We start from the raw sequence: 14,863 nt of genomic DNA on the forward strand, positions 1-14,863 counted from the left end.
TCCCTCGCTCACGTCCCGGGCGCCGTGGTGCCGGCTTCCAGGTCCAGCAGACGCCGGGCGAGGCGCAGCAGCCGAAAGAGCTTGACCAACGCCGTGTCGCTCAAGCGCCTTGCGCCGCTGCCATGGCCTTGGCTCTGGCCGTGCAACAGGGTCGGCAGGTCGGCGGCGAGCTGCGCGCCGTCCAGGCCCGCTTCGGCGACGGGCTGACCCGTCAGGGAAGTGAGCAGCGTCAGCACCGCGCGGCCGAGCGGCGACGGGGCTTGGCCGCGGGCGCGGCACGCAAACCCGATGCCATCGGCGCGATCCTCGATGCACTCGTCCAGGCCTGCCTCCCCGGCGATCTCGCGCGCGAACTGCGCGATGTGGATGCGCAGCCGATCGGGCGTGTCCAGGCCGGCGTCGATGTACCAGACGTCGGAGATCGGATAGAGTCCGCCGGCTTGCACCGGGATGGACTGCAGCACGCTCGCCGAGAAGTCGGGCGGCAGCGCATCGCCCAACTGGTCGGCGACCATGCGCTGGATCGATTGGAGCCGTTCTGTCGTCGGTGCTGGCGAGACGATGTGCTCGCGAAGCAGATCGCCCGGTGCGGCCGGCTGGCTTCCCGTGGCCGCTTCGCCAACCGCCGTGTCGTCGTGGCGCAAGGTGGGCTCGGACGCCGGAGGGCTGGCGGGTGGAGGACCGGCCGCCGCTGCAGGCGTGGCGATGGACGATGCTGCGCCCGGCGGAGTCGGCGTGCCGGCGGTGGGCGAAGGCAACGCCGGCTGCGCCGCAGGTGGCGTCGGGTCACTGACCAGCGCCCGGTGGCGGCTTTCCGATTCGGTCAGGTCCAGCGCCAGCACGTCGTAGCCGATGCCCAGCAGCTCGGACATCTGGCCGATCAGCTCGTCTTGCACGCGCTGCGGCGCGAACTCGTCGCCCTGCGTGTCGAACTGCGCCAGCACCTCCTGAAAGAAACTGTCGAAGTCCAGCGGCAGCGAACGGTCCTTGGCGTAGTGCTCCCAGGTGCGTTTGCAGGCCGTGCGCATGACCGACAGCCGCTCGACCTGGTGGCGCCCCAGGCCGCCATAGAGCACAGTGGGAATGGCGGGCAGCAGGTAGCGCACCGCGTCGGCCATGCGGGTGATGTGCGACCGCTGGACGGGGAAGCCATCGGCCGCCAGGCGGCGGGCCAGTTCCGACTGGCTCAGGGCGGCGCCGCTCTCCTGCTCGTAGAACTCCCGTGCTTTCTCGACGCCGAGCGCGCGCTCGATGAACGTGAGGCCGCCGCGCAGTTCGTTCTCGGCAAGATGCCCGGTCAGCGCGACGATTTCACCGCGCTCCGGCCATGGTCGGAACAGGCACGATATGCGGAAGAAGCGTTCTTCCTTGGTCTCCGACCAGAGTTCGCGCAGGATCGCCAGTCGCGTGTTGCCGCCGTTGCGGATGATGTAGTGGTCCTCGCCGGGCCTGCGCGTGATGGCCGGCGCCGCGTCCAGGCCGCGCTCGCGGATGGATGCCTTGATTTCCTCGTAAGCCGGGTTGCGCTTCATGCGCGGGTCATGGTCGTAGGGCCGCAACTGGTCCAGCGTCACGACCATGGGCGTGTCCGCGATCGGGTCGCTCAAGGCCGTAGCCGCTGGGCCGCTGCGCTCGAAGCCGGCCGCGAGCAGCTTGCCTGCCATGTCCTGCGAGGTCATGTCAGCCATGGCCGCACCCCTCGCAGTCCCCACGACCGCCGGCCGGCGCCATGCGGGCCTCTCGCTCGGCGCGGCGGATCTGCGCACGGGCGTTCAATTCGGCCCGGTGGTCACTCGCTGTCGAACTCGTGTAGATCGCCGCGCAGCCGGCCTTGGTGAACTTGAGGTGCCCGCCCGGCGTGCGCTTGACGTGCCAGCCCTCACCGACCGCGAACTCGATCAGGGCGCGCAGCCGCTTGTGGCCGCGGGCCAGCTCATGTGCGTTCGCCATGGGGCCTCCCAGGATCAAGAGGTCGCTGCGGGCGGCCGGATACTTGAGCCAGTCGGTCCTGCCATTGCGGGAACAACTCGCTGGCGAGCGCGCGCATCGTGTCGAGCGCGGCAGGGGCGACTCTGCCGGGCGGCTGGCGGTGCTCGACCCGATGCACCGGCAGGCCGCGCGTTGCGGCACGTGGATACGCTTCTATGGCCGGCACGTCGGTGGCGAGCACGCGGATGCCGGCGCTGTCCTGGAACAGGTCGCGCAAGGCCTGCTGGATCAGCCGTGCGTTGGCGGACACCGGGTGGACGCGGTTGATGAGCAAGTGCAGCGGCGGCGGTTCGATGCCCAGGTGCCGGTACGGCGCAATGTCTTCGAGCAACTGCATGGTGCCGCGCCGCAGCTCGCGTGCCGCGAGGATCTCCGGCGTGACGGGCGACAGCGCGAGATCGGAGGCGAGCACCGCCATCTCCAGCAGCACGGAACGCGCGCCCTGGGTGTCGATCAGCACCAGGTCGTAGAGGGGAGCAAGTGCTGGCAGCAGATGCCGCAACCGCAGGCGGCCATCCGGCGCATGCAGCAACAACGTGTTCAGCTCGCCCCGGTGGTCGTCGGACAGCACCAGGTCCAGGCCCGCGATGATCGTGCGGGACACGAGCTGGCCAAGGTCGCGCTCGTTGAAGGCCAACAGCTCATAGATGCCGCCCGGCGCGCGCTGGGTCAGTTCGTAGTAGGAGGACAAGGTGGGCTGCACGTCGAGATCGAGCAGCAGCACGCGCAGGCCCGCGTCCGCGGCGAGCCCGCCCAGGTTGGCGGCCGTCGTGGTCTTGCCGACGCCGCCCTTCGTTGAAATGATGGACACGACCTGCATGGCGCTCTCCGGCTGGGAATGGGAAGTCCGCGGGAGAGCGGGTCAGGTCCGGTGGTTGAGGCGCTCGGCGATCCACTGGTCGATTTCGATCGAATCCCAGCCGACAGCGCGCACGCCCAGGCGCAGCGCCTGAGGGAACTGGCGCTTCTTCATCAGGTTGTAGATGTGGGCGCGTTTGAAGCCGGACTTCGCTTCGACTTCATCGAGCCGCAGGATGCGGCGCTCGTTCGGCGGGAGTACAGGGGTCTGCGACATGGCGGTCACTCCTGAACGCTCGGTGGCGTTTGTTGGCGTGACCTCTATTCAATAGACCTGGCTGCGGAAAGACATTGCAAATGCAATCTCCGCGATTGCACATACAAGCTGGATAACCTCATGCGCTTGCGCTACGAACGTACCTCTTAGCGTTGGCGAACTTTCCGTTTAAGGTGCGCTCAGTGATGCCCATGGTGCCGCCGTAGTGGGCGACCAATGCAGAGACAAGGGCCTCCTGCGTTTTGAAGCTGGAATAGGGCACGCCTGAAGGCGACTGGCTCAGCATCAGCGTCAACATCCCTCCAATGATGTTGAGATAGGTCGTTTCCGCCCGTTCGCTGATCTCGCATTGCTTGGATGCCAACAGCACCGAGGATTGCTTGAGTAGCGTGTCGTGCTGCTCCTGCAGTTCTCGCATCTCACGTCGGGCTTGTTCAAGCGCGGCCTGAAGGGCCAGCCGCTCCACGAGGATCGCCTGTCCTGTTTCCATGGTGATGAAAGGATGCGCCATGCGTTCGCCACGGCTGAACAGAAATCCTGGCCGGTGCTCGGGATAGTGGGTGCGCATCCAGCGTTTTAGATCGACATGGCGAACAGTCAGATCCAGAGAATTGAGCAGGTTCGGATCATTGAGCGTGATCCCGTTCTTGCCGTAGGGCAGCTCTCCGTTGAGGATGCCGTCATAGATACGTTCCGAGTGCAGCCGGCACTCATTCCATCGAGGGCAGTTCAGCGACCGAGGCAGGACACGCGGTGACGCGATCGTGGCCAGGATCATCGGGAGATACCGCAGCAACCCAGCCCATCGGATGGCCGCCTCGATGGGACGATAGAACACCTTTGATGTTGAAATGTCCTTGTGCATGTCTTCGTCTCCTTTCGGGTGCGCTACATCACCGGCTCCTTTCTTGCCCAAGGGCTGTTGTGTCGTTATGGCCTGCGACGGACGCTTGAGGCGATGCCCTAAGCGAAGGCGGAGGAGGCCATTGGCGTCCGCCGCAGGTGGCCTTGTCTTGCTTGATATGCAAGAATCGATCAGTTGCCGGCCCATCGAGCGATGAGGACGCAAGCTCGATATTGGCGCTCACGGTACCAGCGTCATAGGTGGCGCAAAGCCCATCAAGACCGATTTGGTATGGTCTGATATCCAGACGGTTCAAGACCAGCGAGTTGAAGCGTTCGACGCCCCTACGTCCAGTTGGGGACTGGAAATCAGCGGTTAGTGATGCATCGCTCCACATGCTGATATATCGACAAAGTATCTGCCGCAGTACCAGTGACCCTGCCAGGTTGCCCCAGCACATAGGAGACGGAGATGGCTGAACATTCCCATGAACATCAACATCACACATCCGGTCAGATGGGTAAGCACGGCCGACCATACGCCAAGTTCTGGGTGAACATGGTGTTGGGCCTCGTCGTCATGTACTTCGTAATGTTCAGCATGATCGACGGCGCCAGGGACTTCAGAAACAATCTCAACATGCTCTACATGGCGGTCACTATGTGGGCGCCAATGGGCATCTTCATGCTAGCGACAATGCCCGGCATGTTTCCAAACCGGCGGCTCAATCTCGTGCTGTACGGCTTGTTTGCCGTTCTCACACTCGGTTCTTTTGCCGCTACCCGTGCTCAAACCGGAATCGGCGATCGACAGTTCATCGCGTCTATGGTCCCGCACCATTCGGGAGCGATCCTCATGTGCCGCGAGGCGCAGCTCTCAGATCCGGAACTCGTCAACCTATGCCAAGCGATTTCCGATGGCCAGCGCGCGGAGATCGAGCAGATGAACCGGATTGCTGCACGCCTTCGTTGAGGCTGGCTGCCACTACACTGGCGCCGCGTTGCGCTCCGGCGAAGTTAGCCGCAGCGATGTAAAGATGAGTACTTGCGGTGTTCCGATGCCGGCGGTTGTGTCCTACAGCCGTCCAGGTGCCAGGTAGTCCACGCGACACCACCCCGCGCTGCCTGCGGAGCGAGCGCAAGTCATGATCGTCGCAAGTTGGAGTTCGATAGCGAACCCGCTCAGCAGCTGGACGCATCAGGCGTAACGACGGGTGGATGGATCATCCTTGGACGCTGGTGGAAGTGGTTGGATGAACTTTGTTGCCGAGGGCGAAAAACAAGGCTATAATTGAGTTCTTCGCTGATCACCACAGTGGAGAAAGTGATTGGGAAACAGAGACTTAGCGCTCTAGTGCATGACTCGTTTCCCGCTCCAGTTTGTACGCGTTTAGTGTTAGTGGTTAGAGCACTTAACGTTTGAGGCCGAGTAGCAAAATGGTTATGCCGCGGATTGCAAATCCGCTTACGCCGGTTCGATTCCGACCTCGGCCTCCACTATAAACGAGCTCTGTAGATCGCTGATTTACAGAGCTTTTTTATTGGTGCTGAGAAAGATTTTCTGTCTCATTTTGAGGCACATCAAGCTTGCTTCACTGGGATGGGATGTATATATTCCCAGCTCTTGTCAGCCATGACAGTGGCGTTGCTACACCGCTGCATGCACCTCGCCCTGATGGTGAAATTGGTAGACACACCGGACTTAAAATCCGTCGTCCGAAAGGATGTGCCGGTTCGACTCCGGCTCGGGGCACCATCTAGATCAGCCGCTTGTGGAGCAATCCTGAGCGGCTGAGTCGTTTCTGCGTTCTCGACAATGACTTCGTTGATCCAAGCGCTGGCATGGCAGCTCCAACCGCTCGTTCAGCGCGGCATAAACCGAAGCTGCCAACTGCGGGGAATGGCGGCGGACACTGCGGCCAATATCAACGTGGACAGTCCGCTAACGACCATCGCCTTGATCCCGAAGGCTTGAGCCAAAAGGCCTCCCACAATGGCGCCGCCCAGCATCCCCGCCCAAGGAATGAGCTGCACGCGCCAACCATTGCGACGTTCGCCCAGGCACCAGCGGCCTAACCCTCGTCCAAACCTGGACAGCGCTCCCGTCACGTAGGTCAGTCCGATCGGCAGGCCGTTCACTTCCTCGACAACGGCATTGATCATCCCCATCGAGATCACGGCCAGGAGGAACGGGGCGGCACCTTCACCCGACACTCCGCACAGGCAGAGCAAGACACCAATCGCCAGGAGCAGCGGCCAGGCGCGTCGCCTGGAAAAACGGGCAGCCATGACGCCCAGCGCATTTCCGATGACAAAGGCTGCGATGAGCATGCTGATATGAAGGGCGAGGGCAGCGTTTGACTGGTCGATTGAAACCGCCAGCCGCGTGGTATTACCGCTCATAAACGAGACGAAGTCGCCGGTGACCATGAATCCGATTGCGTCGGTCATGCCTGCGATAACGGACAGTGTGCCGACAAACAAAAGCCCGACACGTCCCCTGAGGCGAGCGAATCGCTTGCCCGCCACATTTACGGTCATCGCATCAGGAAGCACCGTTACCTCGTCACAATCATCAAGCGCGTCGTAGGGAAGAGCGGGTTAGCTCGGCAGACGCCACTTTAGCAAGTTGGAGGTGCAAACGGGCGGTCGAAACAGCTTGGCCCAAGGCCTGGGCTCAATCCCGTGAGGCGGGACCAAGGGCCTCACGCATCTATTTCCCTTCCTGCTTCTCTCCGTTTGCGGTCGCTGCTTCCTTGTGGAGCGTCTCTGTCTCTGCGCCCGCGTTGGCGCCGGATGATTCTTCGCCTTTCTTGCTGGCTTTCTCTTGATTGGATTCCTTGGGTTGCGCGTGATTGTCGACGGGCAGTGCAGTCTTGGGATCGTTATCTTGCGCGACCGCCAGTAACGGGCCGGCCGACAGCAGGCCCGTCAGCACTAACCCAGTGATTAACCTGTTCATGATCGTAACCTCTTCAAGGGTGTGTGGAGTTTGAGGCGATGCGGGTCTGAAGGTGCTGGCGAGCGGACGAGTGGAACACTGTCCGACACGCCAGCGCATTGTTCAGCCCGCGATGATCGCCCGCAAAAACGGGGCTGTTCGGCTGACCTTGGCCTTCGCGACCTTTTCCGGTGTGCCGCTCGCGACGACTTTACCGCCTTGGTCGCCCGCCCCTGGCCCGATATCGATCACCCAGTCACTCTGCGCCACGACGCGCATTTCATGCTCGACGACGATGACTGTGTGTCCGCCGTCCACCAGCGCATTGAGTTGTTTGAGCAGGCGGTCCACATCGGTCGGGTGCAGTCCTGTCGTCGGTTCGTCCAGCACGTATAGCGTGGCGCCGCGCTGCGTGCGTTGCAGTTCCGTTGCCAGTTTGATGCGTTGCGCTTCGCCGCCTGACAGTTCTGTCGCGGGCTGCCCCAGCCGCAGGTAGCCCAAACCGATATCACGAAGAACGGTCAGTGACCTGAGCACGGCCGGTTGGTCGACGAATACATCGACGGCCTGCTCGACGGTCAGTTGCAGCACTTGGGCAATGTTGAGGTTTTGCCAACGGATGGCGAGGGTGTCGGGGTTGTAGCGGGCCCCGTGGCAGGTCGGGCAGGGCGCGTAAACGCTCGGCATGAACAACAGCTCGACACTGACGAAGCCTTCCCCTTCGCAGACCGGACAACGGCCTTTGGCAACGTTGAAGGAGAACTGACCGGCGTCGTAGCCTGCCGCTTTCGCGTCTTCGGTGGCTGCGAAGAGTTTGCGGACGTTGTCGAACAGGCCGGTGTAGGTCGCCAGGTTGGAGCGAGGGGTTCTGCCAATGGGTTTCTGATCCACTTGGACCAATCGCTTGATGGCGTCGAGTCCTTCCGTGATGCGCCCGCCTGTAGGCTGCGGAGCATCATCTTCGAGGCTGGGTTCTTCCTGGTCGTTATTGCTGGCAGCAGAGCGGCCCAGTTCCGCGCCGACCAGCTCCAGTAACGCCTGACTGACGAGGCTGGACTTGCCTGAGCCGGAAATGCCGGTCACGGCGCTAAAGCATCCCAGCGGAAACTCGGCCGCGAGGTCATTGAGATTGTTTCGTGTGATGCCTTCCAGGCGCAGCCAACCGGTTGCGGTGCGCCTTGCGGTGCGCAGGTCGCTGTGTTCGGCGAACAGGTGCAGGCGGGTTTGTGACGCCTGGATCTGCGCCAGTCCTGCTGGCGGGCCGCTGTAAAGAATGCGCCCCCCATGTTCACCGGCAGCGGGGCCAACGTCGATCAACCAGTCGGCACGGCGCATGGTCTCCAGATCGTGCTCGACAACGAAGAGGGAATTACCCGAAGCCTTCAGTTGCTGAAGGGCCGCAAACAGCGCTTCGCTGTCTGCAGGGTGCAGTCCGGCTGACGGTTCATCCAGTACGTAGATCACGCCAAACAGCTGAGACCCGAGTTGCGTCGCCAGGCGCAGGCGTTGCAGTTCGCCCGAAGACAGTGTTGGCGTGCTGCGCTCCAGGGCAAGATAGCCCAGGCCAAGACCGGTCAGGGTGCTGACCCGTGCGAGCAAGTCCTGCGCAATCCGCTGAGCCGCCAGGCGCTTCTCGATCGACAGGTTCGGCGTCGCCCGGACGTCGGGCGCGCTGTCGTGTGAGGCGCCGCCGGCCTTGACGCGTTGCTTGCGCGCGTTGTCGATCTGCTGACGATCAAGGGCGTGGCTGTCGGGGTTGGCGTCGAATGCGCCTTTAGCCACCGGGCGCAGGACTTCAGCCAGTCGCAGCAGCGGCATGCGTGAGAGTTCACCGATGTCCAGACCGGCAAAAGTGACAGAGAGGGCTTCGCGCTTCAGTCGCTTGCCATTGCACAACGGGCAGGGGCTGCCGCGCATGAATTGCGATACGCGCTTTTTCATCAAGGCGCTTTGCGAGTGGGTGAAGGTGTGCAGCACGTAGCGACGGGCGCCGGTGAAGGTGCCCTGATAGCTGGGCTCCAACTTGCGTTTGAGTGCCACTCGGGTTTCTTCAGGGGTCAGGCCTGCATACACCGGGACGGTGGGTTGCTCCTCGGTGAACAGAATCCAGTCGCGTTGTTTTTTCGGCAGATCACGCCAAGGGATGTCGACGTCGTAACCAAGGGTGACGAGGATGTCGCGCTGGTTCTGCCCTTGCCACGCCAGCGGCCAGGAGGCGACAGCGCGTTGGCGAATGGTCAAGGAGTCGTCGGGGACCATCAGGTCCTCGGACACTTCATAAACGCGGCCCAGCCCATGACATTCAGGGCATGCGCCCTGGGGCAGGTTGGGTGAGAAGTCCTCGGCGTACAGCATCGGTTGCCCGGGCGGGTAGTTGCCCGCCCGCGAATACAGCATGCGGATCAGGCTGGACAGCGTGGTGACGCTCCCGACCGATGAGCGTGTGCTCGGCGTACCGCGTTGTTGCTGCAAGGCCACGGCCGGTGGCAAGCCCTCGATGGAGTCGACGTTGGGCACGCCGACTTGATCGATCAAGCGTCGCGCGTAAGGCGCGACCGATTCGAAATAGCGGCGTTGAGCTTCGGCATACAACGTGGAGAACGCCAGTGACGACTTGCCCGATCCGGAAACCCCGGTAAACACCACGAGCGCGTCGCGGGGGATATCGACGTCGACGTCTTTGAGGTTGTGCTCGCGAGCGCCACGCACGCGAACAAAACCGGGTTGGTCAGGCGCGACGGTAAAGGAAGCAGGGGATTGTGTATCGGCATCGTCAGGCAAATGTGGCGCGGTGGTCATGTGCGGGCCTTGGGTCGCGGGTGGCAGGGGACAGATCGCAAGGGGCGAGCTTAACCGGCATCGGGGACTTTCGGGGTATGCCCTGCATCGTCGTGTTTGCCCCCGGTCATGGGCTGCTCTTTGCGGCTCTCGTTCGTGCGCTCGCGATCGTCCGCAACGTCTGCCGGCGTTGCCTTCGGGTCGTTGATTTCCTTGCCGGGAAATGAATGCTGTGTCATGCCTTTTCTCCTGTTGATTCGCATAACGCTTCCGCTGCCTGCAGGCCTTTTAGAAAACCGGCCAATGCCGCCTCTTCAAGCCGCAAACCCTTGCGTTGTCGTGAGCGCGGCAGTTTCGCCAGTTCGCCAATGACGAAGGCTTCCAGAACCGCCGGGTGGATGTAGCATTTGCGGCACACGGCAGGGGTGTTCCCCAAGAGCCGGGCGACTTCCTTGACCATGGCGACGATGTGTTTCTTCGCGTCGGCCTCCGGTTCCCAGTCCAGTTTGCGCAATGCGGCCAAGGCCATCGCGCTGCCTGCCCAGGTTCTGTAGTCCTTGGCAGTGAAATCAGAGCCGGTAAGGTCGTGCAGGTATTGATTGATGTCTGACGACGTGACGGTGTGACGATGGCCTTCCTCATCCAGGTACTGGAAAAGGTTTTGCCCCGGCAGTTCCATGCAGCGCTTGATGATATTGGCCAGGCGCCGATCGGTAACGCTGAGTTGATGTTCCACGCCGCTCTTGCCGCGAAACTCGAAAATGATCTTGCTGCCGTGCACGTCGACGTGTTTGTTGCGCAGGGTCGTCAGGCCATAGGATCGGTTGTCCCGGGCGTACTGGCTGTTGCCGATGCGGATCAGCGTTTGGTCCAGCAACGAGACCACCGCCGCCATGATCTTCTCGCGCCCCATGCCGGGGACTGCCAATTGGGCCTCCAGCTGCTTGCGCACCTTGGGCAAAACCGTCCCGAAGGCGATCATTCGGGAATATTTGTTTTCATCCCGAATCTCCCGCCAGCGAGGGTGATAGCGGTATTGCTTGCGCCCTCGGGCGTCGCGTCCGGTGGCTTGCAGGTGGCCGCGCGGATCGGCGCAGATCCACACGTCGGTGTAGGCGGGCGGTATGACCAGCGCATTGATGCGCTTGACCTCGACCTCGTCCCGGATGCGTTCGCCCTGGGTGTCGAAATACGCAAATTTGCCGCGCAGGATTTTGCGAGAGAACCCCGGCTGGCTGTCGTCGACGTAGTGCAGATCCTTGGGCAAATCTTCAATGAGGGTGGCGTCCGGCATGAGCGGCAATCCTGAGTACTGGTCTTTGCATTGACCGTCCCGGTGCGCAGTGGTGCCGATTATTTGGTGCGGTTTGCGCTTGGCGTCAGGCGAGCAGCGCCACCGATTTGATTTGCGCCCAGAGCTGCTGCCCAGGATGGAGGTGTAACTGGTCCCGCGAATAGCGCGTGATTCGCGCCAGCAAGGGTGTGCCTTCGGCATCCAGGCGTATCAGCACATGGGCCGCGTTGTCGGCGGCGACTTCGCTGACGACGGTAACGGGCAGGCGATTGAGAATGCTGCTCTGGTCGTCGGGTTGCAGGTTGAGGCTGACGTCGCGTGCCTGAATCTTGAAGCGCAAGGGTTTGCCGGCTTCCAGGGGCGCGTGCGCCACTCGAATGGACAAGCTGCTGGCCGGGAGGCGCACGGTCACCAGGTGATAGGCCGTGTCGTACGCACTCACCTGACCCTCGATCACCACGCCAGCGTCATCGCCCATGGCCAGCGGCAGGTCCAGACGGGCCAGCGTTTCGCCGATGGGCCCGCTGGCCAGCGCCTTGCCGTCACTGAGCAGCACCAGGTGGTCGGCAAGACGCGCGACTTCATCCTGGGAGTGGCTGACGTAAAGCATGGGGATGTCGAGTTTGTCGTGCAGGCGTTCAAGGTACGGCAGGATTTCGCTTTTGCGACGGGCGTCCAGCGCTGCGAGCGGTTCATCCAGCAACAGCAAACGAGGGCTGGTGAGTAAGGCGCGGGCAATGCCGACGCGCTGGCGTTCGCCGCCGGAAAGTGTGTCGGGCTGACGCGCCAGCAGGTGATCGATGCCCAGCAATGTCGTGGCCTGATCCAGTTTGACCCTGCGTTCACTCGCTGCGATGCGCTTGAGGCCGAACTCCAGGTTGCCGCGTACTGTGAGGTGCGCAAACAGACTGGCTTCCTGAAACACATAGCCGAGCGAGCGTTTGTGTGGCGCGAGAAAAATACCGTTGGCACTGTCTTGCCAGACCTCGCCGTTGATGCGAATGAACGCGTCTTGTGGCTTTTCAAGCCCCGCGATGCACCGCAGGCAGGTGGTTTTGCCCGAGCCGGAATGGCCATACAGCGCGGTGACGCCGCGCCCCGGAAGAGACAGGTCGACACCGAGCGAGAAATTCGGGAAGTCCACATTCAGACGAACGTCGATGAAGGGCGTCATGGGTCAGTCAGCTCCAGGCCGATTTGGTCTTGCCGCTGGAGTAGAGCGCCAACAGAACCAGAAATGAGAACACCAGCATGGCACCGGCCAGCCAGTGGGCTTGCGTGTATTCCAGCGCCTCGACGTGGTTGTAGATCTGTGTCGACACCACGCGGGTTTTCTGCGGGATGTTGCCACCGATCATCAGCACCACGCCGAATTCCCCGACCGTGTGCGCGAAGCCTAGAATCGCGCCGGTAATAAACCCGGGACGCGCGAGCGGCAGGATCACGGAGAAAAAGGTATCCCACGGGCTGGCACGCAGGGTCGCGGCGACCTCAAGCGGCCGAGGGCCGATCGCCACAAATGCATTTTGCAGAGGCTGTACGACGAAGGGCATGGAATACAGCACGGACCCGATCACAAGGCCGGTGAAGCTGAAGGTGAGGGTGCCCAGCCCCAAGCTCTGGGTCAATTGACCCAGTGCGCCATTCGGGCCGAGCAACAACAGCAAATAAAAGCCGATGACCGTCGGTGGCAATACCAAGGGCAATGCCACCACGGCGCCAATCGGTCCTTTGAGCCAGGATCGGGTGCGTGCCAGCCACAATGCGATGGGCGTGCCGATAATCAGCAGGATCACGGTGGTCAGTGACGCCAGTTTCAGCGTCAGCCAGATCGCCGAGAGATCGGCATTGTCGAGTGGCATTTACAGCTGATACCCGAAGGACTTGATCACCGCTGCGGCTTTTGGGCCTTTGAGGTATTCCATCAGCGCTTTGGCGGCGGCGTTGTCCTTGCCTTTATTGAGGATGACAGCGTCCTGCTTGATCGGCTCATGCAGGTTGGCCGGGACGACCCAGGCCGAGCCGCCGGTCAGCTTCCCGTCCTTAAAGACCTGGGACAGCGCGACGAACCCCAGTTCGGCGTTGCCGGTCTGCACGAATTGATACGCCTGGGCAATGCTCTGACCTTCAACGATCTTGGGTTGGGTGGCGTCGGTCAGGCCCAGCTTGTCGAGTACCTGAGTGGCGGCCAGGCCATAAGGCGCAGCTTTGGGGTTGGCGATGGACAGGTGCGCGTAGGTGTTGTCCTTGAGCACCTGACCTTTGTCATCCACATAACCGTCTTTCGCTGACCACAACGCCAGGGTGCCGACCGCGTAAGTGAAGCGCGAGCCTTTGACGATCTCGTTTTCGCTCTCAAGCTTGGCCGGGGTGGTGTCGTCAGCGGCCAGGAACACGTCGAAGGGCGCGCCGTTCTTGATTTGCGTATAAAACTGGCCCGTGGCGCCGAACGAGGCCACCAGCTTGTGACCCGTATCCTTTTCGAAATCCTTGGCGATGGCCTGGATCGGCGCGGTGAAGTTCGCGGCGACGGCCACCTGGACTTCATCGGCCCACGCACCCGTCGCCGAGAGGGCGGCGACGGCGAGGGTCAAGGATTTGAGCGTAAGGCGATGGGCGGTTGCGCGCATGAAACAGCTCCGTGGTGATCTTGTGAGGTGATGACGGACGTCAACCGAATACCGGCCAAACGCTATGCAGTGAAATATATAGCGAGTGGTCACCTCAAGGAAGCCTGTTTTTTTGCGCGCGTGACCAGGCCCGCGTCAGTGTTTGACGCCCGCCAGTCGTTCGAGGGTTTGAATGGCGAGTTGGCGGGTCCATTGCTCAGCAGGCAGTTGATGCTTGATCCCGACCGCCTGACCCGCCCAGAGGTTCATGAAACCACTGTCGCCTTGTGGTTCGGCCTTGGCGCGCAGCGGCATCAGTGCACCGCCGGCGGTGGGGAAAGCTGGCGCAGTGGCATTGACCGGGCCGATCTCCCGCATGATGCGATTGACGATTCCCCGTGCGGGGCGACCGGTGAACAGATTCGTCACAGCGGTCTGGCTGTCGGTGGCGGCCCGCAGCGCCGCTTGATGCAACTTCGAGGTCTTGGCTTCCGGGCAAAACAGGTAAGCCGTGCCCAGCTGCACGGCCGAGGCGCCGAGCATGAAGGCCGCGGCCACACCCCGACTGTCGGCGATCCCTCCCGCTGCGATCACTGGCACGCTGACCGAGTCGGCAATTTGCGGCACAAGTGCCATGGTGCCGACCTGGGTGTCCAGCGCGTCGCTTAAGAACATGCCTCGGTGGCCGCCTGCTTCGTTGCCCATGGCAATAATCGCGTCGCAGCCATGCTGCTCAAGCCAGACGGCTTCTTCGACGGTGGTCGCAGAGGAAATCACCTTGGCCCCAGCGGCCTTCACGCGCTTCACGTAGTCGGCAGATGGCAGGCCGAAGTGAAAGCTGACCACCTCAGGTTTCAGCTCTTCCACCAGCGCGCAGCTCGCTTCATCGAAGGGCGCGCGGTTTGATGTCGGCGTCGGTGCGTCGAAGTCTGCCCCCAGTTCCTGATAGTAAGGCTGCAGCAGGTCTTTCCACGCCTTGGCTGCCTCGGGGTTCGCGTCCGGGTTCTGGTGGCTGAAAAAGTTGAGGTTCAAGGGGGCGCGAGTCGCGGCCCGGATCGCGGCGACCTCTACGCGGATCTGGTCGTGGCTGAGCATGGCGCAAGGCAACGACGGCAGGCCGCCGGCTTTGCCGACTTCGATGGCCAGTGCGGAGCCTGCTGCGCCAGCCATCGGCGCAAGCAGGATAGGCACCTCGATGCCAAGCAGTTTGAGGATGCGGGTGTCGGGCCAGGCGATCATGGGCAGATTCTCCAAAGGCGGTAAGAAAAGGCGTGTTTCACAGGCTTGGGCGGGTGAAACCGGAGCAAGCAGATAGACGTGGATTGCACCGTTTC

General features: G+C 62.2%; 15 protein-coding genes and 2 tRNA genes. 3 read left to right on the plus strand and 14 right to left on the minus strand.

Features of this window, described 5'->3' with window-relative positions; all coding sequences use genetic code 11:
* Positions 1 to 8: 8 nt before the first annotated feature.
* The 5 genes from BLS87_RS04715 to BLS87_RS04735 form a co-directional block, all read right to left on the minus strand.
* The gene (locus BLS87_RS04715) at positions 9 to 1,688 is read right to left on the minus strand and encodes a ParB family protein (protein WP_004350508.1); all 1,680 of its coding nucleotides are present in this window, start codon (positions 1,686 to 1,688) and stop codon (positions 9 to 11) included.
* Positions 1,681 to 1,950, minus strand: coding sequence for a hypothetical protein (locus BLS87_RS04720; RefSeq protein ID WP_003050422.1), 270 nt, complete (start codon positions 1,948 to 1,950; stop codon positions 1,681 to 1,683). The genes BLS87_RS04715 and BLS87_RS04720 overlap by 8 nt, the downstream gene beginning before the upstream one ends.
* A complete protein-coding gene (locus BLS87_RS04725) occupies positions 1,934 to 2,809 on the minus strand; it encodes a ParA family protein (protein ID WP_003098988.1) in 876 nt (291 codons plus the stop codon). The genes BLS87_RS04720 and BLS87_RS04725 overlap by 17 nt, the downstream gene beginning before the upstream one ends.
* Before the next feature lie 42 nt (positions 2,810 to 2,851).
* Positions 2,852 to 3,064 (minus strand): AlpA family transcriptional regulator, encoded by a 213-nt coding sequence (locus tag BLS87_RS04730; protein WP_003090093.1) that lies wholly within the window; start codon positions 3,062 to 3,064, stop codon positions 2,852 to 2,854.
* Positions 3,065 to 3,182: 118 nt separating this feature from the next.
* Complete coding sequence (locus tag BLS87_RS04735; RefSeq protein WP_003098991.1) at positions 3,183 to 3,929, minus strand: hypothetical protein; 747 nt, start codon at positions 3,927 to 3,929, stop codon at positions 3,183 to 3,185.
* 450 nt (positions 3,930 to 4,379) lie between these two features.
* Here BLS87_RS04735 and BLS87_RS04740 point away from each other — a divergent pair, with 450 nt between their 5' ends.
* The 3 genes from BLS87_RS04740 to BLS87_RS04750 all read left to right on the plus strand — a co-directional run bounded on the left by BLS87_RS04740 (position 4,380) and on the right by BLS87_RS04750 (position 5,663).
* Positions 4,380 to 4,880 (plus strand): DUF305 domain-containing protein, encoded by a 501-nt coding sequence (locus tag BLS87_RS04740; RefSeq protein ID WP_003098996.1) that lies wholly within the window; start codon positions 4,380 to 4,382, stop codon positions 4,878 to 4,880.
* A gap of 450 nt (positions 4,881 to 5,330) precedes the next feature.
* Positions 5,331 to 5,404, plus strand: a tRNA-Cys gene (locus tag BLS87_RS04745).
* 172 nt (positions 5,405 to 5,576) lie between these two features.
* Positions 5,577 to 5,663 (plus strand) — tRNA-Leu (locus tag BLS87_RS04750).
* A 107-nt stretch (positions 5,664 to 5,770) separates the two neighbouring features.
* Here the strand turns inward: BLS87_RS04750 and BLS87_RS04755 are convergent.
* The 9 genes from BLS87_RS04755 to BLS87_RS04790 form a co-directional block, all read right to left on the minus strand.
* A complete protein-coding gene (locus BLS87_RS04755; protein ID WP_074751356.1) occupies positions 5,771 to 6,448 on the minus strand; it encodes a YoaK family protein in 678 nt (225 codons plus the stop codon).
* A 172-nt stretch (positions 6,449 to 6,620) separates the two neighbouring features.
* A complete protein-coding gene (locus BLS87_RS04760; RefSeq protein ID WP_074750597.1) occupies positions 6,621 to 6,869 on the minus strand; it encodes a hypothetical protein in 249 nt (82 codons plus the stop codon).
* A gap of 102 nt (positions 6,870 to 6,971) precedes the next feature.
* Positions 6,972 to 9,647, minus strand: a complete 2,676-nt coding sequence (locus BLS87_RS04765; RefSeq protein ID WP_074750599.1) for an excinuclease ABC subunit UvrA — start codon at positions 9,645 to 9,647, stop codon at positions 6,972 to 6,974.
* A 50-nt stretch (positions 9,648 to 9,697) separates the two neighbouring features.
* Entirely contained in the window at positions 9,698 to 9,865 is a 168-nt protein-coding gene (locus tag BLS87_RS34110; protein WP_167362030.1) for a hypothetical protein, read from the minus strand.
* Positions 9,862 to 10,920 carry a DNA topoisomerase IB gene (locus tag BLS87_RS04770; RefSeq protein ID WP_074750601.1) on the minus strand — a complete coding sequence of 353 codons (1,059 nt, stop codon included), beginning with the start codon at positions 10,918 to 10,920 and terminating at the stop codon, positions 9,862 to 9,864. The genes BLS87_RS34110 and BLS87_RS04770 overlap by 4 nt, the downstream gene beginning before the upstream one ends.
* A gap of 85 nt (positions 10,921 to 11,005) precedes the next feature.
* A complete protein-coding gene (modC, locus tag BLS87_RS04775; protein ID WP_074750603.1) occupies positions 11,006 to 12,094 on the minus strand; it encodes a molybdenum ABC transporter ATP-binding protein in 1,089 nt (362 codons plus the stop codon).
* Positions 12,095 to 12,101: 7 nt separating this feature from the next.
* Positions 12,102 to 12,782, minus strand: coding sequence for a molybdate ABC transporter permease subunit (gene modB / locus BLS87_RS04780; RefSeq protein ID WP_074750605.1), 681 nt, complete (start codon positions 12,780 to 12,782; stop codon positions 12,102 to 12,104).
* The gene (modA, locus tag BLS87_RS04785; protein ID WP_074750607.1) at positions 12,783 to 13,550 is read right to left on the minus strand and encodes a molybdate ABC transporter substrate-binding protein; all 768 of its coding nucleotides are present in this window, start codon (positions 13,548 to 13,550) and stop codon (positions 12,783 to 12,785) included.
* Between the two features lie 135 nt (positions 13,551 to 13,685).
* Positions 13,686 to 14,768, minus strand: coding sequence for an NAD(P)H-dependent flavin oxidoreductase (locus tag BLS87_RS04790; protein ID WP_074750609.1), 1,083 nt, complete (start codon positions 14,766 to 14,768; stop codon positions 13,686 to 13,688).
* Positions 14,769 to 14,863 lie beyond the last annotated feature (95 nt).

It is taken from the genome of Pseudomonas abietaniphila, assembly GCF_900100795.1.
GTDB classification, from domain to species: Bacteria; Pseudomonadota; Gammaproteobacteria; order Pseudomonadales; family Pseudomonadaceae; genus Aquipseudomonas; species Aquipseudomonas abietaniphila.